Origin of the sequence: Comamonas sp. MYb69 (assembly GCF_037479315.1) — a bacterium.
In the GTDB taxonomy this organism is placed as follows: domain Bacteria; phylum Pseudomonadota; class Gammaproteobacteria; order Burkholderiales; family Burkholderiaceae_C; genus Comamonas.
The window spans coordinates 388,766-413,888 of record NZ_JBBGZG010000003.1; the positions used below are offsets into that span (position 1 = coordinate 388,766).

The window sequence follows — 25,123 nt, forward strand, 5'->3', positions numbered from 1 at the left end:
CTGGCGCCCCTATGACAGCGCACAAGCCCTTTTCTGCCCGCATCGACATGGGCCAGCCTTTGTCTGGCGAACGGGAGCGCCTGCGCCTGAACCTGACGGGTCCCGACCGGGTGCTGGAGGCGCAGGATGCGCCATCGTTGCGGGCGTTGCTGGATGCCGTGGAGCAGGCCGCCCGCGCGGGCGCCTGCTGCGTCGGAGGCCTGCGCTATGAGGCCGCCACGGCGCTGAACCCCTATTTGCCGACACAGGCAGCACCCAGCGGCGAGCCCCTGGCCTGGTTTGCGGTATGGGACGCGCCAGCTGCTGACATCGCGCAGCTGCCTGAGGCAGAGACGCCTGCCGTGCAAGTGCAGTGGCGCAGCACGCTCGCCCGCCCGCAGTTCGATACGCAGATGGCGCGCATCCATACCGATATCCGCAGCGGTGCTTACTACCAGATCAACTACACCCAGCAGCTGCAAGGCCACAGCGCCTTGCCTGGCGGCGGCAACGTAGATGGCGCCGCGCTGTTTGCCGCGCTGCAGCAGGCCCAGCCCGGCGGCTATGCGCTGCATATCGACCGGGGCGAGGAGCAGCTGCTGTCGGTATCGCCCGAGCTGTTTTTTGACTGGCAGCAGCCAGTGGCTGGCGCCGGCGACATCCTCACCCGTCCGATGAAGGGCACGGCCGCAAGGGGCAGCAGCCCTGCGCAGGACGAGGCCCAGGCCCAGGCCTTGCGCGCGTCGGCCAAGGAGCGGGCCGAGAACGTGATGGTGGTCGACCTGCTGCGCAATGACCTGGCGCGCATCGCCGAGCTGGGCAGTGTGCAGGTGCCCCAGCTGTTTGCGCTGCAGGCCCTTCCCACCGTCTGGCAGATGACCTCGGACGTGCGCGCCCGCCTGCCCCAGGGCACGGGCCTGGCCGATGTGCTGCAGGCCTTGTTTCCCTGCGGCTCGGTCACCGGCGCGCCCAAGCGGGCGGCCATGCAGGCGATTGCCGAGTTGGAACTTGGGCCGCGCGGCTGGTACTGCGGCGCGCTGGGCGTGGTGCGCTCCGATGGCGCAGGGGGCATACGCGCCACCTTCAACGTCCCCATCCGCACCGTGGCCTTGCGTGGCCGGCAGCTGCAATGCGGCATTGGCAGCGGCATCACCGCCGATGCCACGGCTGACGGTGAGTGGCGCGAATGGATGCACAAACGTGCCTTTCTGGAGCGGGCCAGCATGCCCTTTGGGCTGATCGAGACCTTGGCGCTGGACGGTGGCCAGCTGCGCCATGCCGCGCTGCACCTGGAGCGCATGGCCGCTGCGGCCGCGCATTTTGGCTACCGCTGGGATGGGGCGGCCGCGCAAGCGGCTTTGGACGGCCTGGCTGCATCCCACCCGCAAGGCCTGTGGCGGCTGCGCTTGCTGCTCGATGCGGAGGGCAGGTTCCAGGCCGAGGCCTTTGCCTGCCCGCCATCGCCCGCGCAGGTGGCGCTGCAATGGGCGCCCGCGCCGCTGGCCGAGGCCCATGGCGAGTTTGTTCGCTTCAAAACCAGCCGCCGCGCGCACTACGAGCGCTGGGCGCCGCAGGACAGCAGCGTGTTCGACACCCTGCTGTGGAACGAGGCCGGCGAGATCACCGAGACCACCCGGGGCAATATCGCCATGCAGATCGATGGCCGCTGGATCACCCCCGCGCTGCATTGCGGCCTGCTGCCCGGTGTGGGGCGCCGCCTGGCGCTGCAGGCGGGTCAGGTGGTGGAAGGCGTTGTGACGTTGAGCGATGTGCCGCGTGTGCAGGCCTGGGCTTTTCTCAACAGCCTGCGCGGCTGGATTCCGGCACAGGTAAAGGGTGCGGTGCCGGTCTGGCCGCAGCCTGACGCCGGCCCATAGGCTTATTGCAGGCGGGAAGACGCCAGCCGTTTTCTCAGCGCTCGAACCTCGGCCAAGAGGCGCGGCATGTCTTGCCGCGCAGCGGCGATGAAATCCTGGTCCGCAACGGTCGCGCCGCTCAGTTCGATGTCTTCGCCTCGGGCGGCACCTTCACCGGTTTGGATAAAGTCGGAACCGCATGTATGGTCGCGACCTTCAACATAAGAAGTCCATGGCGCTGCTTGCGTGGCTGCCAAGCGATGTTCCATCGCGAGCAAATCTTCATCGGTCAAAGAAGAGGGCATAAGGGCTGTGCGTTCAAGATAGAGGGCTTGTGCAGCATGCCGCTACCGTGACGAATGGGCCAGAGTCCAGGGGTTTTTGTGCTGCACGTTAGGATGGAGGCTGTTTAGCAACCCTTCGGATTTTATGCCCGACAACCCGGACCCTGAGCCTCTCCCTTGCGCGACCACGCTGTCGCTGTCCTTTCGTTCTAGCCCCAGTACACCGCTGACGGTGTCTCTGCCCCTTGAAGGGAGCGCCGCATGATCGAGCTGCTCTCCGACCCGCAGATATGGATTGGTCTCGTCACCTTGGTGGTGCTCGAAATCGTTCTGGGCATCGACAATCTCATCTTTATCGCGATCCTGGCCGACAAGTTGCCTCCACACCAGCGGGACCGGGCACGTGTCATCGGCCTGTCGCTGGCCCTGGTGATGCGCCTGGGGCTGCTGACCGCCATCTCCTGGCTGGTGACGCTCACACAACCGCTGTTTTCCGTCGGGCCGCTCAGTTTTTCGGGGCGCGACCTCATTTTGCTGCTGGGCGGACTGTTCCTGCTGTTCAAGGCCACGACCGAGCTGCATGAGCGCATGGAAGGCGTGAGCATGAGCAAGTCGAACAGCACGGTCTACGCCAGCTTCTCGGCCGTGGTCGCGCAGATCGTGGTGCTCGATGCGGTCTTCTCGCTCGATGCGGTGATCACGGCCGTCGGCATGGTCAACAACCTGGGCGTGATGATGGCGGCCGTCATCATCTCGATCGGTGTGATGCTGTTTGCCTCCAAGCCGCTGACCCGCTTTGTCAATGCGCACCCGACCATCGTCATCCTCTGCCTGAGCTTCCTGCTGATGATCGGCTTCAGCCTGGTGGCCGAAGGCCTGGGCTTCCATGTGCCCAAGGGCTATCTGTACGCCGCCATTGGTTTCTCGATCCTGATCGAGACCTTCAACCAGGTGTCCTCGCGCAACGCGATCCGCCATGAGCAGCGCGTGCCGATGCGCGAGCGCACGGCGATGAAGGTGCTGTCCTTGATGGCGGGCCGCAGCGGCAACGCTCAGGCCGAGCATGCGCAAGATGATCCGAGCGCCGCCGAGGCCGAACTGACCTTTGCGCCGGAAGAGCGCATCATGGTGAGCGGCGTGCTGTCGCTGGGCGACCGCAAGGTGCGCTCGATCATGACGCCCGTCTCGGATGTGGACTGGGTGGACCTGAGCGACGATGCCGAGGCCATCCAGCGCTCGCTCAACGACAACCCGCACAGCCACTTGCCGGTATGCATGGGCCATGTGGACCAGCTCCAGGGTGTGGCGCGCGCCAAGGACATGCTGATGGACCTGATGCAGCATGGCGCCATTCAGCCCGCCACCATCCGCAAGCCGCTGATGGTGCCCGAGGGCGCTGGCGTGATCGCGCTGATCAACGACCTGCGCCAGTCCAAGGGCCATATGGTCATCGTGATCAATGAGTACCATGTGATGAGCGGCGTGGTGACGCCCGTCGATGTGCTCGAGGCGATTGCCGGTGAGTTCCCCGACGAGGACGAGAGCTTCACGATCCAGGCGGTGGAGGGCGAGGCCGACACCTGGATCGCCAGCGGCGCGGCCGATGTGCACATGGTGCAGCAGCTGCTGGGCTCCAATGAGCTGGTGTCATCGGCCGATGCCTTCACGACCTTGGGCGGCCTGCTCACCGAGTTCAACGGTGCGCTGCCCCAGCAAGGCGATGTGGTGGTGATTGATGGCTGGCAGTTCGCCGTCACCGAGGCCACCGATGGCGTGATGCGCAAGATCCGTATCGAGAAGGACGGCAGGGGCCAGGCGACTTTGGAGCACTGACCCCTGGGTGGGCGGCGGCCTCTGGTGCCGCCCGCTGCATGAAAAAGGCCTGCCCTCTCGCAAGAGACGGCAGGCCTTTGTCCTGACGGTGCCGCGAACGCATCGCGGCCAAGCGTTGTGCTTTACAGCGAACCCTTGTAGTACGCGCCCCGGTCCATGTCGACAATGTCCACGCTCAGCTGCACCAGCATGCCTTCGGGGTGGGGCGTGAACTCGCGCAGCACCGCGCCGATGCGGTCGGACAGGTCACGCTTGGCCTCGGGCGTACGGCCGGCCAGCAGGCGCAGCTCGGCATGCACAAAGCCGCGCAGGGCGGTGGGGTCGGCGCCAATGACGAACTGCTCGGTGCGCACGGTGCGGCTCTTGAGGTCCTGCTCGTTTTGCACCTGGCCGCTGGCGATGACGGCGGCGTTGAGGGCATCGAGCAGATGGGCCTCGGGGAAGTTCTCCAGGTTGCTGGTGTATTCGATGACGAGATGCGGCATGGTGTGTCTCCGATGGAATAAAGGGCAGTGAAAAGGGGCTTGGGCAGCGGCTCGGTCCGATCCTGCCAAGCTAGACGGGCGTATAGGACAGCCGCACATAGATGGGCGCAAAGGCTTCGGCCTGGGTGATCTCGATCAGCGTTTCCTTGGCCAGCTCCAGCAGCGCGATAAAGGTGACGACCAGCACGGTGCTGCCTTTTTCCGGCTCGAAGATGTCCTCGAACTCGACAAAGCGCCGGCCTTGCAGGCGCTTGAGGATGGCGCTCATGTACTCGCGCACCGAGAGCTCTTCGCGGGTGATCTTGTGGGTCTGCACCAGCTTGGCGCGTTTGAGGATGTCGCGCCAGGCCTCCTGCAGCTCGGACATCTCCACATCGGGAAAGCGCGGCTGCAGCGCCTGCTCGATAAAGACCTGGGCCTTGATGAAGTCGCGCCCGTACTGCGGCACGGCACCCAGGCCCTGGGCGGCCAGCTTCATCTGCTCGTACTCCAGCAGGCGGCGCACCAGCTCGGCACGCGGGTCTTCGGCCTCTTCGCCCTCGGCCTGCTTTTTGGGCGGCAGCAGCATGCGCGACTTGATCTCGATCAGCATCGCGGCCATCAGCAGGTATTCAGCGGCCAGCTCCAGGTTGCGGCTGCGGATCTCGTCGACATAGCTCAGGTACTGGCGCGTGACGCTCAGCATCGGGATGTCGAGGATATTGAAGTTCTGCTTGCGGATCAGGTAGAGCAGCAAGTCCAGCGGGCCTTCAAAAGCCTCCAGAAACACCTCGAGCGCATCGGGCGGGATGTACAGATCCGTCGGCATCGCAAACAGCGGCTCGCCGTAGAGCCGCGCGAGCGCGACCTGGTCCACCACCTCGGGCATGGCGGCAGCCCCAGCGGCGGGGCGCGCGCCGTCCTCAGCCTGGGTCAGGTTGCCGGGTGTTGCCATGCGCGGGGGCTATGCGGGATCGAAAGCCGCTACGAGGCCAGGCGGCCGGCAGCGGGCAGGGCGATCAATCGTGGTTGGTTTGGTACACGTAGGGCTTTTGCGCCACACGTGCGGTTTGGTACTCGGCTTGCTGCTGTCGGTCCAGATCCTTGTCCCAGAGCAGGGCGCGGCCTTCGCGCTGGCCTTGTTCGAGCTCGGGCTTGTCGGCCTTGAGCTTGAGCAGGAACTGGGTGGTGTCGGATTGGTAGTCGGGGCGGCGGAAGAAAGACATAGCGTATATTTACCTCTTGTGCCTGGATTCTACCGAACCTGACCATGTCCTTCGTCACCAAGCTTGCAATCGCCGCCTCTGCGCTGGCCGTTTCCGTGTTTTTGGCGGGCTGCGACCAGCAGCGCATCAAGGAACTGGAAGAACATGTCTCCACCGAGCAGGACGTGCGCGACCGCTTTGGCGAGCCCAACCAGATCTGGGACGAGGCCGATGGTTCGCACACGCTGGAGTACACCCGCCAGCCCGCCGGTGCGCAGAACTACATGATCACCATTGGCACCGACGGCAAGATGAGCGCGCTGCGCCAGGTGCTGGCGCCCGCCTACTTTGCCAAGGTGCAGCCGGGCATGGACCAGCAGCAGATCCGCCGCCTGCTGGGCCAGCCGGCCAAGCGCACCAGCTATCCGCTGAAGAACGAGGCCGAATGGGACTGGGGCTGGATCGATCCGCCCAGCACCAAGATGCTGTTCACCGTGGTGTTCGACGCCCAGGGCAAGGTGCTGCGCAGCAACAGCACCCAGGTGGTGAATAGCCGCTGAGCGCAGACTGGGAGGGGCGGTATCGGCCCTAAACTGTTGCGGATATGCCTAACAGTAACCGGCTGAAACTCTTTAAAATTCGGGTTTATACCTAGCATCACCCATGCCAGGCAGCCCCGCGCACCACCCTTGCGCGGGCATGAAACTTGCTGTCAACCCGACATGTCCTCACCGCTATCCCGCCCTGACGGCCCCACGGCCCTGCCTGGCCCCGTCGCTGCTGCACCTGCGTCGCTCGGCCCTGCGCTGCGGCATGGCCGCTTTGAAGATGCACAGGCGCTGTTCACCGGCTCGCTGTTTGTGTCGATCACCCTGGGGCTGTTTGCGCAGGCCGGGCTGCTGACGGGCAGTACCGCAGGTTTGGCGTTCTTGCTGCACTACGCCACTGGCCTGCCGTTTGGCGCGATTTTCTATGCGATCAATCTGCCGTTTTACTGGTTCGCCTGGACGCGCATGGGGCCGGAGTTCACGATCAAGACCTTTGTCTCGGTGGCCATGCTGGCGCTGCTGGTCGATATCGGGCCGCGCTTTATCCATATCGATTACCTGAACCCGCTGTATGCCGCGATTGCCGGAGGCCTGTTGATGGGCACCGGCTGCCTCTTTCTGGCGCGCCACCGCTCCAGCCTGGGCGGCGCCACCATTGTGTCGCTCTACCTGCAGGACCGCTATGGCATCCGCGCCGGCAAGGTGCAGATGGTCATCGACTGCACGGTGGTGCTGCTGGCGCTGTGGGTCGTACCATTCGAGCGTGTGGCCTACTCGGTACTGGCTGCCGTCGTCATGAGCGTGTTTTTGTGGATCAGCCACCGTCCTGGGCGCTACGCCGGCAACTGATCGCTGAAATGCCGCTGCGCTTCAGGGACCGCTGGGGATGGCGTTTTCCGGCGCCGCTGCAGGCCTGGCTGGCGGCACTGGCTGGCTTGGCGTTGCCGCTTGCATTGGCTCGCTGGGCTGCTGCGGCGGGAAGGTCTCGCCCGGCCGGGGCTCGCGGTAGCGCACGGTAATACCGCTGTTGTCCTGCTCCTCGCCGGTGGCCATGTCATAGGCCTTGCCCACGCCTTTGCCCACCACCTTGGCCGTGCCCACCGCTGCATCGGCCACCAGCCCCACGGCAGTCGCGGTCACGCTGACGGCGGCGGCGCCCACGGTCACCACACTGCAGCCGCCCAGCAGCGATGCGCAGGTACAGTAAAAAGCCCCTGCGGCTACGGAGCGCAGGGGCTTCAAGAGGCGGCGGTCAGCGGCCATGCAGATCAGTGGATGCGCATGCCGGGCAGCGCGCCGGGGAAGGGCTCGAGCACATAGATGCCGGGGTGGGCCTTCTCGTCTGCGTGGCTGGCGGCCAGCACCATGCCTTCGGAGATGCCGAACTTCATCTTGCGCGGCGCCAGGTTGGCGACCAGCACGGTGAGCTTGCCTTGCAGCTGCTCGGGCGTGTACATGCTGCTGATGCCGCTGAACACATTGCGCATCTTCGGCTGGCCGTCCTCGCCCTTTTCACCGACATCCAGGGTCAGCTGCAGCAGCTTGGTCGAGCCTTCGACGGCCTTGCATTCGACAATCTTGGCAATGCGCAGGTCAATGCGGGCAAAGTCGTCGATGCCGATGGTCTCGGCCAGCGGCTCGCCGCCGGGGGCGTTCGGGTCCACCACGGCTTCGGCTTTTTTCTCGGCCTTCTTGGCCTTGGCAGGCGCTGCAGCGGCAGCAGCTTTTTCCTGGCTGGCAGGGGTCTCGAACAGCGCTTCGAGCTGCAGCGGGTCCACGCGTTGCATCAGGTGCTGGTAGACGCCAATCTGGTGGCCAGCGCCCAGCGGCTTGGCCACGTCGCCAAATTGCTCGGGCGGCACGATCAGGAAGTTCGCCACTTCGGCGGCGATGCCCGGCAGGATCGGCTTGAGGTAGATCGTCAGTATGCGGAAGGCCTCGATGCAGACCGTGCAGACATCGTGCAGGCGCTGCTCCATGCCTTCCTTCTTGGCCAGCTCCCAGGGCTTGTTGGCATCGACATAGCTGTTGACCTTGTCGCACAGCAGCATGATCTCGCGGGCCGCACGGGCGGTGTCGCGCACCTCGTAGGCGGCGACAATCGCCTCCTTTTGCGCGCGCAGCACCGCCAGCAGCTCCTGGCCATCGGCGCTCACCGCGCCCAGCCGGCCTTCAAAGCGCTTGCTGATAAAGCCGGCAGCGCGCGAGGCGATGTTCACGTACTTGCCGATCAGGTCGGAGTTGACGCGCAGCATGAAGTCTTCGGCCGTGAAGTCGATGTCCTCGTTCTTGCCATTGAGCTTGGCGCCCAGGTAGTAGCGCAGCCACTCGGGGTTCATCTTGAGGGCCAGGTACTTGAGTGGGTCCAGGCCGGTGCCCCGGCTCTTGCTCATCTTCTCGCCGTTGTTCACGGTGAGGAAGCCATGCACGCAGATCTTGGTCGGGGTCTTGCGGCCGCTGAACTTCAGCATCGCAGGCCAGAACAAGGTGTGGAAGGTGATGATGTCCTTGCCGATGAAGTGGTACTGCTCGAGCGCCGGGTCAGCCATGTAGGCCTCGTAGTCTTCGCCGCGCTTGCCCAGCAACTCCTTGAGGGAGGCGAGGTAGCCCACCGGCGCATCGAGCCAGACGTAGAAGTACTTGCCCGGTGCATCGGGGATCTCGATGCCGAAGTAGGGTGCATCGCGCGAGATGTCCCAGTCGTCCAGGCCTTCGCTGGTCGAGCCATCGGGGTTGGTGCGCACGCCAAACCATTCCTTGATCTTGGCGGCCACCTCGGGCTGCACATGCTGGCCGTCCTGGGTCCAGGTGGTCAGGAACTCGACTGCGCGCGGGTCGGACAGCTTGAAGAAGAAGTGCTCCGAGCTCTTCATCACCGGCTTGGCGCCGGACAGCGCCGAGTAGGGATTGATCAGGTCGGTGGGCGCATAGACGGAGCTGCAGACTTCGCAGTTGTCGCCGTACTGGTCCTTGGCGTGGCAGCGTGGGCACTCGCCCTTGATGAAACGGTCAGGCAGGAACATGTTCTTCTCGGGGTCGAAGAACTGCTCGATGGTGCGCGTCTCGATGAAGCCGGCGGCCTTCAGGTCCAGGTAGATCTGCTTGGACAGCGCGTGGTTCTCGGGGCTGTCGGTATTGCTCCAGTTGTCAAAACCGATGTGGAAGCCGTCGAGGTACTGCTTGCGGCCGGCGGCGATGTCGGCAACAAACTGCTGGGGCGTCTTGCCCGCTTTTTCGGCCGCAATCATGATGGGCGCGCCATGGGCGTCATCAGCACCGACAAAGTTGACCGCATTGCCCTGCATTCGCTGCGCACGCACCCAGGTATCGGCCTGGATGTATTCCATGATGTGGCCGATGTGGAAGTTGCCGTTGGCATACGGCAGGGCGGTGGTGACGAAAATCTTTCGTTGAGACATAGGGTTGCGGAACTTTCTAATCACAGAGAGGACGCAGGCCGGTGGCCGTTGCGGATTCTGGTCACAGGGAGGGCGGCGTGCTGCCAGCCCTCGCGCGCGAAGGCGCTCCAGAACCGAGCAATTCTAGGCGCTTACGGGGCCGGATCGCGCGACCAGGGGATTGGCGGGGCCGGCTGCGTGGCTGCCCCAGCCAAAAAAGGCGCAGACCTCGTCACGCCGGGCCATGGTGTCGGCCCGGCCCAGCGCCATCAGCGCCCGGGTGTAGCCCGGCTCGAACAGCAGATAGCTCGCCAGCGCCGCGCTGCCCACGTTCTGGCTGTGCACGGACACGCCCATCGCGCCCAGCAGTGCCCGCACCGGCGTGGGGAGTTCTTGCAGGTGCTCCAGCGCCAACGCATCGAGCGACTGCGATGGCGTGATCACCAGCAGATCGAGCGGGCGCAGCGCGCTGCGGGCGCGCTCGGCCTCGGGGATCAGGCTCAAGGTGTGGTTGATGCGCTGGGCCCGCTCCACATCGACCGACAGCGCATCGAGAAAGATGGTGGACAGCGCATGGCCGGCCACCTGGGCGAGCGAGGGGAACGGCGGGTGCTCGCCCTGGGGCAGGTTCAGCACCTCGTGCGAGCGGCCCACGCCGACGACGACGATGCGCTGGGCGCCCAAGTGCACGGCCGGGGCCAGCGGCGCGGTCTGGCGCATCGCACCATCGCCCAGGTAGTTGTACTGGCCGCGCAGCATCAGCTCGGCGGGCGCAAAGATGAAGGGGATCGACGAGGAGGCCATCAGGTGCTGGTGGCTGATGCGGTCCTGGATGGCGCGGCGCTGCGTGCGCGACCAGGCAGGCACATGCGGGCCGGCTTCATAGAAGGTGATGTGCTCGCCGGTGGTGTAGCTCGATGCGGTGATCGCCAGCGCCGACAGCTTGCCGCTGTGCAGCAGGTGCGGGATTTTCTCCAGCGGCAGCTCGGCCTGGAGCAGCTCCAAAAGCGGCGCATTGTCCAGCAGCGAGCGCGGTTTGCTGTGGTGCCAGCGCGTCAGCGCCCAGCCCAGGGTCAACAGGCTCAGCCAGCGCGCGCCGCTGCGCATCACCCCAAAGGCATCGGCGCGGTAGACCTGGCTGGTGGAGAAATTGCGCCACACCCGCGACAGGCGCTGCACGGCCAGGTCGAAATGGTCGGCGCCGCAGGCAAGACCTGCGGCATTGATCGCGCCGGCCGAGGTGCCCACGGCAATGGGGAAGGGCGTGGGTTCATGGTCGGCCCCGGCGTTCTGGCGCAGGCGCGAGAGCGCCTGCAGCACCCCCACCTGGTAGGCGGCACGCGCGCCGCCGCCTGAGAGCACGATGGCGGTGGACGCGGAATGGGGGCTGTAGTGCAGAGCGGGCGACATGGCCTGCACCATAGCCGAAACTGCAGGCCTTCGCCAAGCGGCTCTGTCGCCCAGCCGCTACTGCCGGCGCGGGCAGTGCCGCATCAGCGCGCCGCGCCCTTTTTCAGCAAGGTCGCGAGCTCCAGGTTCTGCAGCAGCACGATTTTCTGGTCACGGGCAAACAGGCGGGCGTTGTCGCTCAGCTCGCCTTGCAGCAGCACATAGACGCTGGCGGCGCCCGCTTGGCTGGCGGCCTCATGCAGCGCGCGCAGCGGCTCGATGCCATGCACGCCGGCCTTGCTGCGCTTGGTCTGCACCAGGGTGGTCTGGCCGTTGCGCGCCAGCTGCAGATCGGCCGCGCCTTGCTGCAGGGTGGTGACGGCGTAGCCCTCGGCCTGCCAGGCGCGGCTCAGCCAGGCCTGCAGATCGCGGCTGGACATGGCGCCAGCCTGCGCCAGCAGCGCCTCGGTGGCCGCCGCGCTGGGCTGGCTCCACTGGCGCTTGGCGGCCATGGCGCCGATCACGAGGAAAGGCAGGCTGCCGGCGGCGCCGACAAAGCGGATGTCCTTGGGCAGCAGCGCCAGGCACAGCACCACGATGATGGCTCCGACCACCACACTGATCCACCACGACGAGCGCAGCAAGATCGCAAACACGGAGTTCTCGGCCATTTTCAGTTTCACGGGTGCAGGTCTTTCAAGAGGTGCAGGGGAAAAGCCCAGATTGTCGCTGGTTCGCAAGGGCAAGCGCGGTTCGCTAGACTTATTGCTGTCTCAGGAATAGAAAACACGATGACAGTGACCGAACCAACGATACTGGCCGCGCTGGCCAGCGTCCAAGACCCGCATACGGGCAAAGATTTTGTCAGCACGCGTGCCGTGCGCAACCTCCAGATCCATGGCGGCGATGTCGCCTTTGAGGTGGAGATGGGTTACCCCGCCAAAAGCCTGGTGCCGCAGCTGCGCAGCCAGTTCGTGGCCGCGGCCAAGACGGTGCCGGGCGTGGACAACGTCTCGGTGAGCATCAGCAACAAGGTGATCACGCATGCGGTGCAGCGCGGTGTGCCGCTGATTCCCGGTGTGAAGAACATCATTGCGGTGGCATCGGGCAAGGGCGGCGTGGGCAAGAGCACCACCACCGCCAACTTGGCGCTGGCCCTGGCGGCCGAGGGCGCCAGCGTCGGCGTGCTGGATGCCGATATCTACGGCCCCAGCCAGACCATGATGATGGGCGTGGACGGCAAGCCCGAGAGCAGCGATGGCAAGACCATGGAGCCCAAGCTCAACCATGGCGTGCAGGTGATGTCGATCGGCCTCTTGGTCGACCAGGACCAGGCGATGATCTGGCGCGGGCCTATGGCCGTGCAGGCGCTCGAGCAAATGCTGCGCCAGACCAACTGGGCGGGGCTGGACTACCTGCTGATCGACATGCCACCGGGCACCGGCGACATCCAGCTCACACTGAGCCAGCGCGTGCCGCTGACCGGTGCGGTGATCGTCACCACGCCGCAGGACATCGCCTTGCTCGATGCGCGCAAGGGCATCAAGATGTTCGAGAAGGTGGGCGTGCCGCTCCTGGGTGTGATCGAGAACATGGCCATGCATGTCTGCACCAACTGCGGCCATGTGGAACATATCTTTGGCGCCGATGGCGGCAAGCACATGGCAGCCGACTACAAGCTCGACTACCTGGGTGCGCTGCCGCTGTCGATGCAGATCCGCGAGCAGGCCGACAGCGGCACCCCCACCGTGGTGGCGGCGCCCGACAGCGAAGTGGCCGCCATCTACCGCCAGGTGGCGCGCAGCATCGCCGTCAAGATCGCGCAGCAGGCCAAGGACTTCTCGTCGAAGTTCCCGACCATCTCCGTGAGCAGCAATACCTGATGAACCTGCTCGCTGCCATGCGCTACCTGGCCGCGCTCCATGCGCATGGCCATTTCGCGCGGGCAGCCCAGGCCTGCCACATCACCCAGCCGGCCCTGTCCAATGCGCTGCGCGCGCTGGAGGCCGAGTTTGGCGTGGCCATCGTGCGCCGGGGCCGGGTGTTTGCCGGCTTCACGCCCGAGGGCGAGCAGGTACTGCAAACCGGACTGGAGATGCTGCAAAGCGAGGCGCGCCTGCGCCAACGCCTCTCCGCCCAGGCGGGCCAGCTGCAAGGGCAGCTGCGCATGGCGGCCGTGCCCACGGCCATGCCGATGCTGCTGCGCTTTGCCAGCCTGCTGCGCTGCCAGCACCCGGGCCTGGTGCCAGCGCTGCATGCGATGAGTTCGCCCGATATTGAACGCGGCCTCGAAGAGCTGAGCCTGGACCTGGCGCTGGGCTACAGCGACCGCATCCGCCGCCCGCGCACCCATTGCGCCCCCCAGTACCAGGAGCACTACTACCTGCTGCAGTCCGCGCCAGCACCGGCCTGCGTGGCCGATACCCTGCATGCGGCCGAGCCCCTGGGCTGGGCCCAGGCCGCGCAGCAGCCGCTGTGCCTGCTGACGCCCGATATGCACAACCGCCAGATCGTGGAGCGCAGCTTTCTGGCCGTCGGGGTGCTGGTGCAGCCGGCCATGGAGACCAACTCGGTCCAGGCCTTGCTGCAGGCGGTGGGCGAGGGCCAGATGGCCAGCATTGTGCCCGGCGCCGTGCTGGCCACCGTGCGGCATACGCCCGGTCTGCGCGCTTGGCCACTGGCCGAGCCGGTGGTCGAGAGCGAAGTCGCCTTTCTCTACCAGCAATCCCAGCAGGCCATGCCCGCGATGGAGGCGGCGCGCGCGCTGATGGCGCAGGACGAATGGCAGCAGCAGTGCCTGCAGCATGCCGGGGCTTTGGCCGCAGCTGCGCCGCCACCCCAGCCATAGTTTGTCGAATGCTGGCATTGCGGCATTGAATTTGACGCCTGGCGGCCAGCGCGTTGAAATGCAGGGCTACACCGAGCCCCTGCCATGCAAGAACAAAAAATCGCCTTCTACAAAGGCCCAGCCGGTGGCTGGGGCGCTTTGAACAGTGTCAAGAACACATTGCTGCACCACGACATCGCGCTCAAGGGTGCCAAGACGCTGCTGTCGGCCAACCAGCCCGACGGCTTTGACTGCCCGGGCTGCGCCTGGCCGGACCGCAACCATGCCTCGACCTTCGAGTTCTGCGAGAACGGCGTCAAGGCCGTCGCCGCCGAGGCCACGGCCCGGCGCGCGGGCCCCGAGCTGTTTGCCCGCTACAGCGTGCGCGAGCTGGCCCAGCACAGCGATTTCTGGCTGGAGGACCAGGGCCGGCTGACGCAGCCCATGGTCTATGACCCGGCCAGCGACCACTACCTGCCGATTGCCTGGGACGATGCCTTTGCGCTGATCGCCCAGCACCTGAACGCGCTGCCCAGCCCGGACCAGGCGGTGTTCTACACCTCAGGCCGGGCGAGCAACGAGGCGGCCTTTCTCTACCAGCTGTTTGTGCGCGAGTACGGCACCAACAACTTCCCCGATTGCTCCAACATGTGCCACGAGCCCAGCGGCTCGGCGATGCGCGAGCAGATCGGCGTGGGCAAGGGCACGGTGACACTGGCCGATTTTGAACAGGCCGATGCGATCTTCATCTTTGGCCAGAACCCGGGCACCAACCACCCGCGCATGCTGGGCGAATTGCGCGAGGCGCACAAACGCGGCGCGCGCATTGTCAGCTTCAACCCCTTGCGCGAGCGCGGGCTGGAGCGCTTTGCCGATCCGCAGGACAAGCTGGAGATGGCGACCCTGGGCTCCAGCCCCATCAGTACGCACTACTTTCAGCTGCGTGTGGGCGGCGACCTGGCAGCGCTGCGGGGCATGCTCAAGCATGTGCTGGAGCAGGAGGCGGCGCGGGGCGGTGTGCTCGACCACGCCTTTATCGCTGCGCACACCACTGGCTTTGAGGCGCTGGCGCAGAGCCTGCGCGAGGAGGACTGGGCGCTGCTGGCGCAGGAATCGGGCCTGAGTGAAGCGCAGATGCGGGCGGCCGCCGAGGTCTACCTGGGCGCGGACAAGGTGATTGCCTGCTGGGGCATGGGCATTACCCAGCATGCGCATTCGGTGGCCACCATCCAGATGATTTTGAACCTGCTGCTGCTGCGCGGCCATATCGGCCGGCCAGGAGCGGGGCCGTGCCCGGTGCGCGGCCACAGCAATGTGCAGGGCGACCGCAGCATGGGCATTTGGGAAAAGCCGCCGGCGGCCTTGCTCGACCGGCTGCAGGAGGTCTATGGCTTTGCGCCGCCCCGCGCCCACGGCATGGACACGGTCGACGCCATTGCCAGCATGCGCGATGGCCAGGCCCAGGTGTTTTTTGCACTGGGGGGCAATTTTGCTGCGGCCACGCCCGATACCTATGAAACCTGGAAAGGCCTGCAGCGCTGCGCGCTGACCGTGCAGGTCACCACCAAGCTCAACCGCAGCCATGTGGTCCATGGTCGCGAGGCCTTGCTGCTGCCCTGCCTGGGCCGCACCGAGATCGACCTGCAAAACGGCCAGCCCCAGGGCGTGACGGTGGAGGATTCGATGAGCATGGTGCACCTGTCGATGGGTATGAACCCGCCGGCCTCGGCCCATCTGCTGTCCGAGCCGGCGATTGTGGCGCGCCTGGCCCATGCCACCCTGGGCGCGCGCAGCCGGGTGGACTGGCTGGCGCTGGCCGCCGACTACGCGCTGATCCGCGACGAGATCGCCAAGGTCTTCCCCGATTTTGCCGACTTCAACCAGCGCGTAGCCGTGCCCGGTGGCTTTCGGCTGCGCAACACCGCCAGCGAGCGCATCTGGACCACGGCCAGCGGCAAGGCCAGCTTCCACGCCCATGCGGTGCCGGTCGATACCCCCACGCACCGGGCGCGTGTGCGGCTGCGTGGCCAGCAGGTGTTCACCTTGCTGACCACCCGCTCGCACGACCAGTACAACACCACCATCTATGGCATGGACGACCGCTACCGGGGCGTGTTTGGCCAGCGCCGGGTGGTGTTCATCCATGCCGATGACATCCGCGCGCTGGGCCTGGCCGATGGCGACTGGGTCAATATCCACACCGTCTGGGACGATGGCCAGCAGCGCTGTGTCGAGGGCTTCAAGCTGGTGGCCTATGACATTCCGCGTGGCAACCTCGCCGCCTACTACCCGGAGACCAATCCGCTGGTGCCGCTGTCGGCCGTGGCCGCGCATGCCGGCACGCCCACCTCCAAATCGATCCCCGTGGTGCTGGAGCCCGGCCAGGCGCAGCAGTGATGGGCGGGCAGAACGCCGCACCGGCCCTATCGCCGCTGGCGCAGCGCATGCTCAAAGCTTTGGCACAGGAGCAGGCCCGCACCGGGCAGGAGGTACCGCTGGTGCGCATCGCCAAGCACCTGGATGCCGCTGCCAGCAGCCTGCTGCGCGAGCTGACCATGCTCAACCTGCTGCTGGAGCAGGCCCAGCAGCCTACGTGGGTGCAGGCCCAGGCGGTGGAGGGGCGCTGGATGCTGGCGCTGACGGCGGCCGGCGCAGCGGCTGCGGCGCAGACCAGCGAGGCTTGAGGGCCGCCTCAGGCCCTCTGGTGGTTGCCCAGGTCAGGCCGCAACCTGGTGGCGGGCTTTGCGCGCCTGCTTGGTCTGGTACATGGCCAGATCGGCCTGCTGCAATGCAGTATCGGCATGGGTGCCCGGCGTGACGGCCACCAGGCCCACGCTGGCGCCGGTGTAGTTCAGGCTCACGCCCTGGCCCAGGCACAGCGACTCGGCCCGCGTGCTGGCAAACAGGCGCGCCTGTGTTTCGTTCAGCGCCGGCGCAATCGGCTCGTGCAGGTGGGGGCCCAGGCCGGCAAAAACGAACTCATCGCCGCCCTGGCGGGCGATCAGGTCCGAGCCGCGCATGGCCTCGCGCATCTGGTCGGACAGCAGCTGCAAGAAACGGTCGCCCGCTTCATGGCCATAGCCGTCGTTGATGGCCTTGAAGCCATCCATGTCGATCATGCCCACGAGCACATAGCGCTCCTGGCGGCGGGCAATGGCCTGCAGCTGGTCGAGCTGCTCGATCAGTGCGCGGCGGTTGGGTAGGCCGGTCAGCGCATCGGTGCGCGCCAGGCGCTGCAGCTCTTCGTTTTGCACCTGGATCTGGATGAGCAGCTGCTCGCGCTCGACCTGCTGGCCCAGGAACTGGGCAAACAGGCGCATGACATCCTGGGTATCGCGTTGCAGCGGTTTGCGTGATGCGCTGGCGCCGCACAGCGTGCCGTAGAGCGCACCGTCCGACAGGTGGACCGGTGTGCTGGCATAGGTCTGGATGCCCAGCGCCTGCGCGGCCTGCGAGTCGCCCCAGATCTGGCCGACATCGTCGGTGTAGAGGCAGTTCTCATCGATGGCGCGTTTGCACAGGGTGTCTTCCCAAGGCACGCTCAGGTTCTCGGGAATCTGCAGGCTTTGGGTATTGCGCGCGAACAGCACCTGCTGGACACGCTGGCCCAGGTCAATGCGCGTGAGGTAGGTGGATTCCAGACTGGTGACTTTTTGCAGCATCTCCAGCAGGGGGCGCGTCAGCTCCTCCAGACTGCGAGCTTTGGCAAACGTCTGGCCCAATTGTGAAATCAAGGCTTGCATAGGAATGGCTCGTTGAGAGATTACTGTTTCATATCGTAACTCGCAATCGGCCGCTTGGGGATGATCTCTTTCAATGGCGGCACCAGAGCGCGTCTACAAAATCTGCCGGCCAGGGGGGCAAGCGTGGATGGCCGCGTTGTGCCTGAGGGCGTGCCGTGGTGTTTCTCCCCTCAACAGGCTGTGGCGGCGCCTGGTTCGTGCTGTCATGACCTTGCTTGCAGCAGGCCTTTTGCTGGGCGTGCGCGGCCTCTGGCTCGCAGGGAAATCCGGCAAGGGCTGGGGGTAAACGCGCATCAGTTATGTTTGCTGCATGAAACACAACTTTTTTGCGTTGGGCTGGCGCCAATTGCTGCGCGACTGGCGTGCCGGTGAGCTGCGGCTTTTGTTGGTTGCGGTGGCGCTGGCGGTGGCCGCGCTGACCTCGGTGAGCTTTTTCTCGGACCGCCTGCAAGCGGGGCTGCAGCGCGATGCCAGCCAGCTGCTGGGCGGCGACGTCGTGGTGGTGAGCGACAACAGCACGCCAGCGGCCTTTGCCGACAAGGCCCAGGCGCTGGGTTTGCAGGGTGTGACGACGGTCACCTTCCCGACGATGGCGCGCTCGGACGATGCCGATGGCGGTGAAACGCGCCTGGTGGGTCTCAAGGCCGTGCAGGCCGGCTACCCGCTGCGCGGCAGCCTGCGCACGGCTCCGGCTGCCGGCCAGCCCGATGCGCCGACGCGCGATATTCCTGCGCCCGGCGAAGTCTGGGTGGACCCGAGCCTGATCGAGGCCCTGGGCCTCAAGACCGGCTCGGTGCTGTGGCTGGGCGACAAGCGCTTCACGATTGGCCGGGTGCTGACGATCGAGCCGGACCGGGGCGCCGGTTTTCTGGGCTTTTCTCCGCGCGTGATGCTGGACTGGAGCGACCTGGCCGCCACCGGCCTGGTGCAGCCGGCCAGCCGCTTGCTGTACCGCTTTGCCGTCGCCGGTGAGCCCGCAGCAGCAGCGCAGTTTCTGCAATGGTCCGAGACCGAAGTGGCCCAGCCCCACAGCCATGGCGTGCGCATCGAGTCGCTGCAAAGCGGCCGGCCCGAGATGGAGCAAACGCTCGAGCGCGCGCAGAAGTTCCTGAACCTGGTGGCCTTGCTGGCCGCGCTGCTGTCGGCCGTGGCCGTGGCCTTGGCCGCGCGCACCTTTGCCAGCGCCCACCTCAATGGCGCGGCATTGCTGCGCGTGCTGGGCCTGGCCCAGCGCGCCATTGCCGGCGCCTATGTGGTCGAGTTTGTCATCGTGGGCCTGGCCGCCAGCCTGCTGGGCGTGGCGCTGGGCTACGCGATGCACTACCTGTTTGTCTGGCTGATGGCGGGCCTGCTGGCCGTCACCTTGCCCGCTGCCAGTGGCTGGCCGCTGGTGATGGGGGTGGGCATGGGCATGACCTTGCTGCTGGCCTTTGGCCTGCCGCCCGTGCTGCAGCTGGCCCAGGTGCCGCCGCTGCGCGTGCTGCGCCGTGACCTGGGGGCCCTGCGCCCGGCCTCGGCCTCGGTGCTGCTGCTGGGGGTGCTGGGCTTTGCGGCGATGCTGCTGCTGGTCAGCGGTGATGCCAAGCTGGGCGGCATTGCGGTGGGCGGTTTTGCAATGGCGATCGTGGTGTTTGGCCTGCTGAGCGCTGCGGCCATCAGCTTGCTGCGCCGCATGGTGAATGAGCGCACGGCGCCGCGCTGGCTGCTGCTGGCCACGCGCCAGGTCGCCGCCCGGCCCTGGTTTGCCGTGGTGCAGGTCAGCAGCCTGGCCGTCGGCCTCATGGCGCTGGTGCTGCTGGTGCTGCTGCGCACCGACCTGATCCAGACTTGGCGCCAGACCACGCCGCCCGATGCGATGAACCGCTTTGTCATCAACATCATGCCGGACCAGGCCGATGCCTTCCAGCAGCGCCTGCGCCAGGCCGGCATCGACAAATGGGACTGGTACCCGATGATTCGCGGCCGCCTCATCCAGATCAATGGCAAGGATGTGGGCCCGGGCGACTACAGCGAAGACCGCGCCAAGCGCCTGGTCGACCGCGAGTTCAATATCTCCCACAGCGATGTGCTGCAGAAGCACAACCAGATCGTGCAGGGCCGGTGGACGCCGGGCGAGGCCGGTGGCGTCAGCGTCGAAGAGGGCATTGCCGAAACCCTGGGCCTGAAGATGGGCGACCGCCTGCTGTTTGACATGGGCGGCGTGCAGCACGAGAGCACGATCACCAGCCTGCGCAAGGTGGACTGGGGCTCGATGCGCGCGAATTTCTTTGTCATGTACCCGGTCGCGCAGATGAATGAGGTGGCCGTCACCTACCTGGCCGCCTACCGCGCGCCCGATACGGCGGGCTTTGACAATGGCCTGGTGCGCGAGTTTCCCAACATCACCAATGTGGACCTGCGCGCCACCGTGGCCCAGCTCCAGCAGGTGCTCAACCAGGTGATCCGCGCGGTGGAGTTCCTGTTTGGCTTTACCTTGGCCGCCGGCCTGGTGGTGCTGTTTGCCGCGATCACCGCGACGCGCGAAGAGCGCGCCCGCGAGTATGCGATCATGCGTGCCGTGGGCGCGCGCAGCCAGCTGCTCCAGCAGGTGCAGCGCGCCGAGCTGGCCGGTGTGGGCCTGCTCGCCGGCGTGCTGGCCAGCGTGGTGGCCATGGCCATTGGTTGGGCATTGGCCCAGTTTGTGTTTGACTTTGCCTGGGTGCCGCGCTGGTGGGTGCCGCTGGCCGGCGGCGCCTGTGGCGCCTTGCTGGCGCTGGTGGCAGGCTGGTGGGGCCTGCGCGAGGTGCTGCGCCGCCCGGTCGTCGTGACTTTGCGCGAAGCGGTGTGAATGCTGCGCCATAGAGCGGTAATATCGCGGGTGACAGGACTGTGGGCGCTGTGCAGGCGCAGCGCCCGCTGCCTGATCCTCTGCCCCTGCGTACCCTGAGAGCCCTCTATGCACATCGAAGAAAAGCCCCCGTTTGACACCCCTTTTGAATGGATCGGCGGCGAGGGCCAGGTGCGGGCGCTGGTGGACCGCTTCTATGACCTGATGGACCTGGAGCCCGGCTACAAGGAATTGCGGGACGCCCATGGCAGCAGCTTGCAGGATGCGCGCGACAAGCTGTTCTGGTTTCTCTGCGGCTGGCTGGGCGGCCCCGACCATTACCAGCAGCGCTTTGGCCACCCGCGCCTGCGCATGCGCCATATGCCGTTTTCGATCGGCATTCTGGAGCGCGACCAGTGGCTGGCCTGCATGGACCAGGCGATGGGCGATGTCTGCGTCGATGAGAAACTGCGCAGCCGCCTGGGCCAGAGCTTTTTCCAGACTGCGGACTGGATGCGCAACCGCTGACCCAGACCCGAGCCGCTGCTGGGTTGCGCAGGCATTCTGTGCAGCGCCCCGTCTGCCGCGGGCGGCCCGCCGCCCATTACCTGATTTCTTGACTTCTGTCATGCACCGGGTTCGCAAAATGCAACGTCCACGCTGGTTTGCATTCCCTATTGGGGCGCCGCAGCGCTTTGGCCCATAATCGAGCCACTAAAAACGAAGAGGGTGGATGAGGGTTATGAATACCAATTTGATAGTGGTTTCGGCGCTGGTGGCCGCCTTGCTGGTCTGGGGCGTGCTGGTCTACAACCGCTTGATGGCCTTGCGCAACCGCACCAGCAATGCCTTGGCGCAAATCGATGTGCAGCTCAAGCGCCGCTACGACCTGGTGCCCAACCTGGTGGCGGTGGCCAAGAAATACCTGGAGCACGAGTCCCAGACCCTGGAAGCGGTGATCCGCGCGCGTGGCCAGGCCCAGGCAGCGGCCAGTGCGCTGCGCGCAGCCCCCAGCAAACCAGAGGTGGCCGATGCCATGGTGGCCGCCGAGAGCGCGCTGGGCGGCGCCCTGGGCCGCCTGATGGTGCTGACCGAAAGCTACCCGGACCTCAAGGCCGATGACACGATGCGCTCGCTCAGCGAAGAGCTGGGTAGCACCGAAAACCGCATTGGCTATGCGCGCCAGGCGTATAACGACCAGGTGCTGGCATTCAACAACGCTTCGCGCGCCTTCCCGGCGATTGTGGTGGCCTCGATGCTGGGCTTTCATGCGATGCCGATGCTGCAATCGACGCAAAATGCCCAGGAGCGCGAAGCCGTTCGCGTGCAGTTCTAAGCCGATGAAGGCCGCGGCCCAAGACCACGGCGGCGCGCTGCGCTGTGAGGCCGCAGCGGCGCAGACATGAACTTCTGGGATTTTCAAGCCAGCGCAAGGCGCCGCACCTGGGGCCTGGTGGCCGCTTTTGCGCTGCTGGTGCTGGGCATTGCGCTGGGCGTGCACCTGGTGCTGGCGCTGGTGTTCTGGACGCCCGCGCTGGTGGCAGTAGCCTTCAGCCAACTGCGGCTGGAGCAGGTCGCCGTGCATTACCCGGCCGGTTTTCTGGCCACCAATATCGGCATCGTCAGCCTGATGGTGCTGGGCGGCGCCTGGATCAAGCGCAGCAATCTGCGCCAGGGCGGCCTGTACCTGGCCAGGCAGCTGGGCGCGCGCGAGCTGCGCCCATCGGTATCGCATGCCGAGCAGCAGTACCAGAACATTGTCGAGGAGCTGTGCATTGCCGCCGGCGCCCAGCGGCCCCAGGCCATGGTGCTGCCGCGTGACCGCTCGCTCAATGCCTTTGCCGCCGCCTGGGAAGCTGAGGATGCGGTGATCGTGGTGTCCATGGGCGCGCTGGAATACCTCAGCCGCGACGAACTCAAGGGCGTGGTCGCGCATGAGCTGTCCCATCTGCACGAGGGCGATACGCGTCTCAACATGGAGCTGGCCGGCTATGTGTTCGGGCTGGAGATGCTGTTCAACTACGGGCGCGACTGGGTCGAGCGCGGTGTGTCGCTGTTTGGCCGGCCGCTGATGGCCGTGGGCTGGCTGGGCTGGTTGGCGGCGCAGGCGCTCAAGGCGGCCGTATCGCGCCAGCGCGAATACCTGGCCGATGCCCGCGCCGTGCAGTGGACCCGCAACCCCGATGGCCTGGGCCGCGTGCTGCGCAAGGCGCTGTGGCAGCAGGACTACCCGTTGCAGGCCGATGCCCTGCAGCCCCGTGGCGGCGCAGCCGGGGCCTATTCACCGCTGATGGAGCACATGCTGCTGCTGGAGGTGCACAGCATCGAAGAGATGCATGACTTCTGGCACCTGGGCGGCGCGCGCTGGCTGGCCAGCCACCCCAGCCTGGAAGAGCGGATCGCCCGCATCTATGGCGACGACGAAGCGCGCGAGGCGCTACCGCTGCAGGACCCGGACAAGCGCTGGGTAAATCCTTTCAGCGCCCCCTTGCCGCAGGGCAAGCCCGGGGCTTCTTAAAAGCTAGCTGTCAACGCTTGGGCTTGGCGCTGCGGTACTGCGCCGCCCAGGATGCGACCTGCTGGGCCACCGGGTCGGGTGCAGGCACGGCTGCAGCCTGCTGGGCCAGTGCCTGCATCTGCAGCAGCGCATCGGCTACATTGACGGCGCTGGCCGCCATCGATGCGGCACGCAGCAGCACCACCAGGGCGCCGGCGCCGCCATCGGCCGGGCGCGCCTGCACAAAGGCCAGCACCTCGTTTTTCTGCACCAGCCAGCTGTGCACCCGGCCTTTGAGCACCGGCATGCGCCCGGGCGAGCCCAGGCCCTTGCCATGCACCACGCGCACGCAGCGCAGCCCCTGGCGCTGTGATTGGCGGATAAAGCTGCCCAGCGCCTGGCGCGCCTCGTCAGTGCGCAGGCCATGCAGGTCGATCTGGCGCTGGATGGTCCAGTGCCCGGCGCGCAGCTTGTGGACCACATCGCGGCCAATGCCCTTGCGCCGAAAGCTCAGCTGGTCGTCGGTGTCGAGCAAGGTGCTGGCGTCGAACTCGTCACTCATCGCTTCGAGCAGCACGCGCTGCTCGTCGGCCCAGTGCTGCAGCGGTAGCGGATCGGGCGGAGGCGTTTCAGTGCTGATCTGGCCGCTGCTGGGCAGCGGGCGCACGGCGCCCACGGTCTGGCGAAACAGCTGGCGGTCGCGCTCGCTCTGGCGCAGCGCCTGCTGGCGGGCGGCTTCCTGCAGCTGGCGCTGGGCCGCCTGCTCGGCCTGCAAGGCCGTCAGCGCCTTGCGCAGCTGCTTGAGCTCCCGCAGGGATGCCATGCTGCCGGTTTTGTCCTGCTTACTCACATCTCACCTTCCTCGGCCATCGACAGTGCTGCTCCGGGCCCAACAATAATATGGTCCAGCACACGCACATCGACCAGGGACAAGGCGGCCTGCAAGCTCTGTGTGAGTTGCTGGTCCGCCTGGCTGGGCGTGACCTGGCCGCTGGGGTGATTGTGCGCCAAGATGACCGCTGCAGCGTGGTGGTGCAGCGCCCGCACCACCACTTCGCGCGGATAGACGCTGGCCTGGCCCAGGGTGCCACGAAACAATTCCTCCAGCGCAATCAGCTGGTGCTGGCTGTCGAGAAACAGCACGGCAAACACCTCATGCTGTTTGTGCGCCAGGTGCAGCTGCACATAGGCTTTGACGGTGGAGGCACTGCCAAGCAGGCTGCGCTGCTGCAATTGCTGGGCCATCGCGCGGCGAGCCAGCTCCAGCACCGCGATCAGCTCGGCGCGCTTGGCCGGGCCCAGGCCCTTGACCTGGGAGAGTTCGGCGCTGCTGGCCTGCAGCAGGCCGTTGATGCCGCCAAAGCTGCCGGTGGTATCGGGCTGGCGCGGGGCCAGCAGTTCAGCGGCCCATTGCAGCACGCTTTTGCCGGCCATGCCGGTGCGCAGCACAATGGCCAGCAGCTCGGCATCGGTCAGAGCGCCCGCGCCCTTGGCGAGCAGTTTCTCGCGCGGCTGGCAGTCACTGGGGAGGTCTTTGAGGGGCATGCAGTCCTTTCAGTCCGGCTGGCCGGTCACAGGGTGGGCGCCAGTCGGGCGGGGCAGGGGCGGTGCATGCCATGCGCAGGCAGGGGCAAGGCAGCAAAGATGGGTGTTCATCGGCACTCCTGGAGGTTCGCTGTCGGCCGGTGGCCTTGTGTCCGGGCAAAACTCCCCGTGGGGTCGGGTTCTGCCGGGCATCTTTTGATATAGGTTGCATGCAGGGGTTTCACCCTACAACCTACAATACACCCCAGTTTATAGGGATTTGCATGACTACTCCGATGGCCCCCGTGACGCCGCTGCCTGTTGATGCGCCAGTGGTACAACCCGGATCGTTTCTGACCTTGCACTACCGCCTGGCTGGCCCGGCGGGCGATGTGATCAACACCTTTGAAGGCAAGCCCGCGACCCTGTCGCTGGGCATGGGTGAGCTCTCGCCTGCGGTCGAGAACCTGCTGCTGGGTCTGCCCGAGGGTACGCATGCCACCTTCCACGTGCCCGCTGGCGAAGCCTTTGGCGAGCGCAACCCCGAGATGGTGCAGTGGGTGGCGCGCCGCCTGCTCAACGAGCTGGGCGACCCGATGGAGCAGTACACGCTGGGCGATGTGGTGCAGTTCCCCACCCCCGATGGTGCCAGCACCTACGCCGGTGTGGCGATGCAGGTGCGCGACGATGGCGCGGTGCAATTCGACTTCAACCACCCGCTGGCCAGCCAGCCGGTGACCTTTGAAGTCCAGCTGATCGGGGTGCTCTGA

At 66.1% G+C, this 25,123-nt stretch carries 23 protein-coding genes and 1 pseudogene; 13 read left to right on the plus strand and 11 right to left on the minus strand.

What is annotated here, in order from left to right:
• The first annotated feature begins 11 nt into the window (after positions 1-11).
• The gene (locus tag WH303_RS06010) at positions 12-1,856 is read left to right on the plus strand and encodes a chorismate-binding protein (RefSeq protein WP_339517391.1); all 1,845 of its coding nucleotides are present in this window, start codon (positions 12-14) and stop codon (positions 1,854-1,856) included.
• 2 nt (positions 1,857-1,858) lie between these two features.
• Here the strand turns inward: WH303_RS06010 and WH303_RS06015 are convergent, their stop codons facing one another.
• On the minus strand, positions 1,859-2,140 hold the full coding sequence (locus tag WH303_RS06015) for a hypothetical protein (protein WP_339517393.1): 282 nt from the start codon (positions 2,138-2,140) through the stop codon (positions 1,859-1,861).
• A gap of 243 nt (positions 2,141-2,383) precedes the next feature.
• Here WH303_RS06015 and WH303_RS06020 point away from each other — a divergent pair, with 243 nt between their 5' ends.
• The gene (locus tag WH303_RS06020; protein WP_339517460.1) at positions 2,384-3,952 is read left to right on the plus strand and encodes a TerC family protein; all 1,569 of its coding nucleotides are present in this window, start codon (positions 2,384-2,386) and stop codon (positions 3,950-3,952) included.
• 122 nt (positions 3,953-4,074) lie between these two features.
• Here WH303_RS06020 and WH303_RS06025 read toward each other — a convergent pair whose 3' ends face one another.
• The 3 genes from WH303_RS06025 to WH303_RS06035 form a co-directional block, all read right to left on the minus strand.
• On the minus strand, positions 4,075-4,437 hold the full coding sequence (locus tag WH303_RS06025) for a 5-carboxymethyl-2-hydroxymuconate Delta-isomerase (RefSeq protein ID WP_021026493.1): 363 nt from the start codon (positions 4,435-4,437) through the stop codon (positions 4,075-4,077).
• A gap of 70 nt (positions 4,438-4,507) precedes the next feature.
• Positions 4,508-5,371 carry a segregation and condensation protein A gene (locus WH303_RS06030; RefSeq protein ID WP_445228261.1) on the minus strand — a complete coding sequence of 288 codons (864 nt, stop codon included), beginning with the start codon at positions 5,369-5,371 and terminating at the stop codon, positions 4,508-4,510.
• A 64-nt stretch (positions 5,372-5,435) separates the two neighbouring features.
• Positions 5,436-5,642: a DUF3460 family protein gene (locus tag WH303_RS06035; protein ID WP_021026491.1), complete on the minus strand. Its 207-nt coding sequence runs from the start codon at positions 5,640-5,642 to the stop codon at positions 5,436-5,438.
• A gap of 44 nt (positions 5,643-5,686) precedes the next feature.
• Between WH303_RS06035 and WH303_RS06040 the strand changes: the two genes are divergently transcribed.
• Complete coding sequence (locus WH303_RS06040) at positions 5,687-6,181, plus strand: hypothetical protein (RefSeq protein ID WP_021026490.1); 495 nt, start codon at positions 5,687-5,689, stop codon at positions 6,179-6,181.
• A gap of 162 nt (positions 6,182-6,343) precedes the next feature.
• On the plus strand, positions 6,344-7,018 hold the full coding sequence (locus WH303_RS06045; protein ID WP_339517397.1) for a YitT family protein: 675 nt from the start codon (positions 6,344-6,346) through the stop codon (positions 7,016-7,018).
• A 21-nt stretch (positions 7,019-7,039) separates the two neighbouring features.
• On the opposite strand, the gene WH303_RS06050 is transcribed toward WH303_RS06045, so the two are convergent.
• The 4 genes from WH303_RS06050 to WH303_RS06065 all read right to left on the minus strand — a co-directional run bounded on the left by WH303_RS06050 (position 7,040) and on the right by WH303_RS06065 (position 11,639).
• Positions 7,040-7,432 carry a hypothetical protein gene (locus tag WH303_RS06050; RefSeq protein ID WP_339517398.1) on the minus strand — a complete coding sequence of 131 codons (393 nt, stop codon included), beginning with the start codon at positions 7,430-7,432 and terminating at the stop codon, positions 7,040-7,042.
• A gap of 5 nt (positions 7,433-7,437) precedes the next feature.
• Entirely contained in the window at positions 7,438-9,588 is a 2,151-nt protein-coding gene (gene metG / locus WH303_RS06055; RefSeq protein ID WP_021026488.1) for a methionine--tRNA ligase, read from the minus strand.
• Positions 9,589-9,711: 123 nt separating this feature from the next.
• On the minus strand, positions 9,712-10,977 hold the full coding sequence (locus WH303_RS06060) for a patatin-like phospholipase family protein (RefSeq protein WP_339517399.1): 1,266 nt from the start codon (positions 10,975-10,977) through the stop codon (positions 9,712-9,714).
• Positions 10,978-11,060: 83 nt separating this feature from the next.
• Positions 11,061-11,639 carry a restriction endonuclease gene (locus WH303_RS06065; RefSeq protein ID WP_021026486.1) on the minus strand — a complete coding sequence of 193 codons (579 nt, stop codon included), beginning with the start codon at positions 11,637-11,639 and terminating at the stop codon, positions 11,061-11,063.
• Between the two features lie 108 nt (positions 11,640-11,747).
• On the opposite strand from WH303_RS06065, the gene apbC reads away from it, so the two are divergent.
• The 4 genes from apbC to WH303_RS06085 all read left to right on the plus strand — a co-directional run bounded on the left by apbC (position 11,748) and on the right by WH303_RS06085 (position 16,467).
• Entirely contained in the window at positions 11,748-12,839 is a 1,092-nt protein-coding gene (gene apbC / locus WH303_RS06070) for an iron-sulfur cluster carrier protein ApbC (protein ID WP_339517402.1), read from the plus strand.
• Positions 12,839-13,804 carry a LysR family transcriptional regulator gene (locus WH303_RS06075; RefSeq protein ID WP_339517403.1) on the plus strand — a complete coding sequence of 322 codons (966 nt, stop codon included), beginning with the start codon at positions 12,839-12,841 and terminating at the stop codon, positions 13,802-13,804. The genes apbC and WH303_RS06075 overlap by 1 nt, the downstream gene beginning before the upstream one ends.
• Before the next feature lie 84 nt (positions 13,805-13,888).
• Complete coding sequence (locus WH303_RS06080; RefSeq protein ID WP_339517405.1) at positions 13,889-16,180, plus strand: FdhF/YdeP family oxidoreductase; 2,292 nt, start codon at positions 13,889-13,891, stop codon at positions 16,178-16,180.
• A gap of 47 nt (positions 16,181-16,227) precedes the next feature.
• Positions 16,228-16,467 (plus strand): hypothetical protein, encoded by a 240-nt coding sequence (locus tag WH303_RS06085; protein ID WP_339517407.1) that lies wholly within the window; start codon positions 16,228-16,230, stop codon positions 16,465-16,467.
• Between the two features lie 33 nt (positions 16,468-16,500).
• On the opposite strand, the gene WH303_RS06090 is transcribed toward WH303_RS06085, so the two are convergent.
• The gene (locus tag WH303_RS06090) at positions 16,501-17,526 is read right to left on the minus strand and encodes a sensor domain-containing diguanylate cyclase (RefSeq protein WP_339517409.1); all 1,026 of its coding nucleotides are present in this window, start codon (positions 17,524-17,526) and stop codon (positions 16,501-16,503) included.
• Between the two features lie 310 nt (positions 17,527-17,836).
• Here WH303_RS06090 and WH303_RS06095 point away from each other — a divergent pair, with 310 nt between their 5' ends.
• The 4 genes from WH303_RS06095 (at position 17,837) to WH303_RS06110 (ending at position 22,850) form a co-directional block, all read left to right on the plus strand.
• Positions 17,837-20,353 (plus strand): ABC transporter permease, encoded by a 2,517-nt coding sequence (locus tag WH303_RS06095; RefSeq protein ID WP_339517410.1) that lies wholly within the window; start codon positions 17,837-17,839, stop codon positions 20,351-20,353.
• Positions 20,354-20,461: 108 nt separating this feature from the next.
• The gene (locus WH303_RS06100) at positions 20,462-20,860 is read left to right on the plus strand and encodes a group II truncated hemoglobin (RefSeq protein WP_339517411.1); all 399 of its coding nucleotides are present in this window, start codon (positions 20,462-20,464) and stop codon (positions 20,858-20,860) included.
• A 214-nt stretch (positions 20,861-21,074) separates the two neighbouring features.
• A complete protein-coding gene (locus WH303_RS06105; protein WP_339517412.1) occupies positions 21,075-21,668 on the plus strand; it encodes a LemA family protein in 594 nt (197 codons plus the stop codon).
• Positions 21,669-21,734: 66 nt separating this feature from the next.
• A complete protein-coding gene (locus WH303_RS06110) occupies positions 21,735-22,850 on the plus strand; it encodes a M48 family metalloprotease (protein ID WP_339517414.1) in 1,116 nt (371 codons plus the stop codon).
• A 169-nt stretch (positions 22,851-23,019) separates the two neighbouring features.
• On the opposite strand, the pseudogene WH303_RS06115 reads toward WH303_RS06110, so the two are convergent.
• Positions 23,020-23,652 (minus strand): annotated as a pseudogene (locus WH303_RS06115) (Smr/MutS family protein); the annotation flags it as partial.
• A 23-nt stretch (positions 23,653-23,675) separates the two neighbouring features.
• Complete coding sequence (gene radC / locus WH303_RS06120; RefSeq protein WP_021026407.1) at positions 23,676-24,374, minus strand: RadC family protein; 699 nt, start codon at positions 24,372-24,374, stop codon at positions 23,676-23,678.
• 263 nt (positions 24,375-24,637) lie between these two features.
• Between radC and WH303_RS06125 the strand changes: the two genes are divergently transcribed.
• A complete protein-coding gene (locus WH303_RS06125) occupies positions 24,638-25,123 on the plus strand; it encodes an FKBP-type peptidyl-prolyl cis-trans isomerase (RefSeq protein ID WP_230775199.1) in 486 nt (161 codons plus the stop codon).

Bases quoted from the DNA above. Each gene is read 5' to 3' on its own strand.
- WH303_RS06035 (WP_021026491.1), bottom strand. From the start codon at position 5,642: ATGTCTTTCTTCCGCCGCCCCGACTACCAATCCGACACCACCCAGTTC.
- WH303_RS06015 (WP_339517393.1), bottom strand. From the start codon at position 2,140: ATGCCCTCTTCTTTGACCGATGAAGATTTGCTCGCGATGGAACATCGC.
- WH303_RS06010 (WP_339517391.1), top strand. From the start codon at position 12: ATGACAGCGCACAAGCCCTTTTCTGCCCGCATCGACATGGGCCAGCCT.
- metG (WP_021026488.1), bottom strand. From the start codon at position 9,588: ATGTCTCAACGAAAGATTTTCGTCACCACCGCCCTGCCGTATGCCAAC.
- WH303_RS06045 (WP_339517397.1), top strand. From the start codon at position 6,344: ATGTCCTCACCGCTATCCCGCCCTGACGGCCCCACGGCCCTGCCTGGC.
- WH303_RS06075 (WP_339517403.1), top strand. From the start codon at position 12,839: ATGAACCTGCTCGCTGCCATGCGCTACCTGGCCGCGCTCCATGCGCAT.
- WH303_RS06085 (WP_339517407.1), top strand. From the start codon at position 16,228: ATGCTCAAAGCTTTGGCACAGGAGCAGGCCCGCACCGGGCAGGAGGTA.
- WH303_RS06095 (WP_339517410.1), top strand. From the start codon at position 17,837: ATGAAACACAACTTTTTTGCGTTGGGCTGGCGCCAATTGCTGCGCGAC.
- WH303_RS06025 (WP_021026493.1), bottom strand. From the start codon at position 4,437: ATGCCGCATCTCGTCATCGAATACACCAGCAACCTGGAGAACTTCCCC.
- WH303_RS06090 (WP_339517409.1), bottom strand. From the start codon at position 17,526: ATGCAAGCCTTGATTTCACAATTGGGCCAGACGTTTGCCAAAGCTCGC.
- WH303_RS06125 (WP_230775199.1), top strand. From the start codon at position 24,638: ATGACTACTCCGATGGCCCCCGTGACGCCGCTGCCTGTTGATGCGCCA.
- WH303_RS06105 (WP_339517412.1), top strand. From the start codon at position 21,075: ATGAATACCAATTTGATAGTGGTTTCGGCGCTGGTGGCCGCCTTGCTG.
- WH303_RS06110 (WP_339517414.1), top strand. From the start codon at position 21,735: ATGAACTTCTGGGATTTTCAAGCCAGCGCAAGGCGCCGCACCTGGGGC.
- WH303_RS06050 (WP_339517398.1), bottom strand. From the start codon at position 7,432: ATGGCCGCTGACCGCCGCCTCTTGAAGCCCCTGCGCTCCGTAGCCGCA.
- radC (WP_021026407.1), bottom strand. From the start codon at position 24,374: ATGCCCCTCAAAGACCTCCCCAGTGACTGCCAGCCGCGCGAGAAACTG.
- WH303_RS06040 (WP_021026490.1), top strand. From the start codon at position 5,687: ATGTCCTTCGTCACCAAGCTTGCAATCGCCGCCTCTGCGCTGGCCGTT.
- apbC (WP_339517402.1), top strand. From the start codon at position 11,748: ATGACAGTGACCGAACCAACGATACTGGCCGCGCTGGCCAGCGTCCAA.
- WH303_RS06100 (WP_339517411.1), top strand. From the start codon at position 20,462: ATGCACATCGAAGAAAAGCCCCCGTTTGACACCCCTTTTGAATGGATC.
- WH303_RS06080 (WP_339517405.1), top strand. From the start codon at position 13,889: ATGCAAGAACAAAAAATCGCCTTCTACAAAGGCCCAGCCGGTGGCTGG.
- WH303_RS06030 (WP_445228261.1), bottom strand. From the start codon at position 5,371: ATGGCAACACCCGGCAACCTGACCCAGGCTGAGGACGGCGCGCGCCCC.
- WH303_RS06060 (WP_339517399.1), bottom strand. From the start codon at position 10,977: ATGTCGCCCGCTCTGCACTACAGCCCCCATTCCGCGTCCACCGCCATC.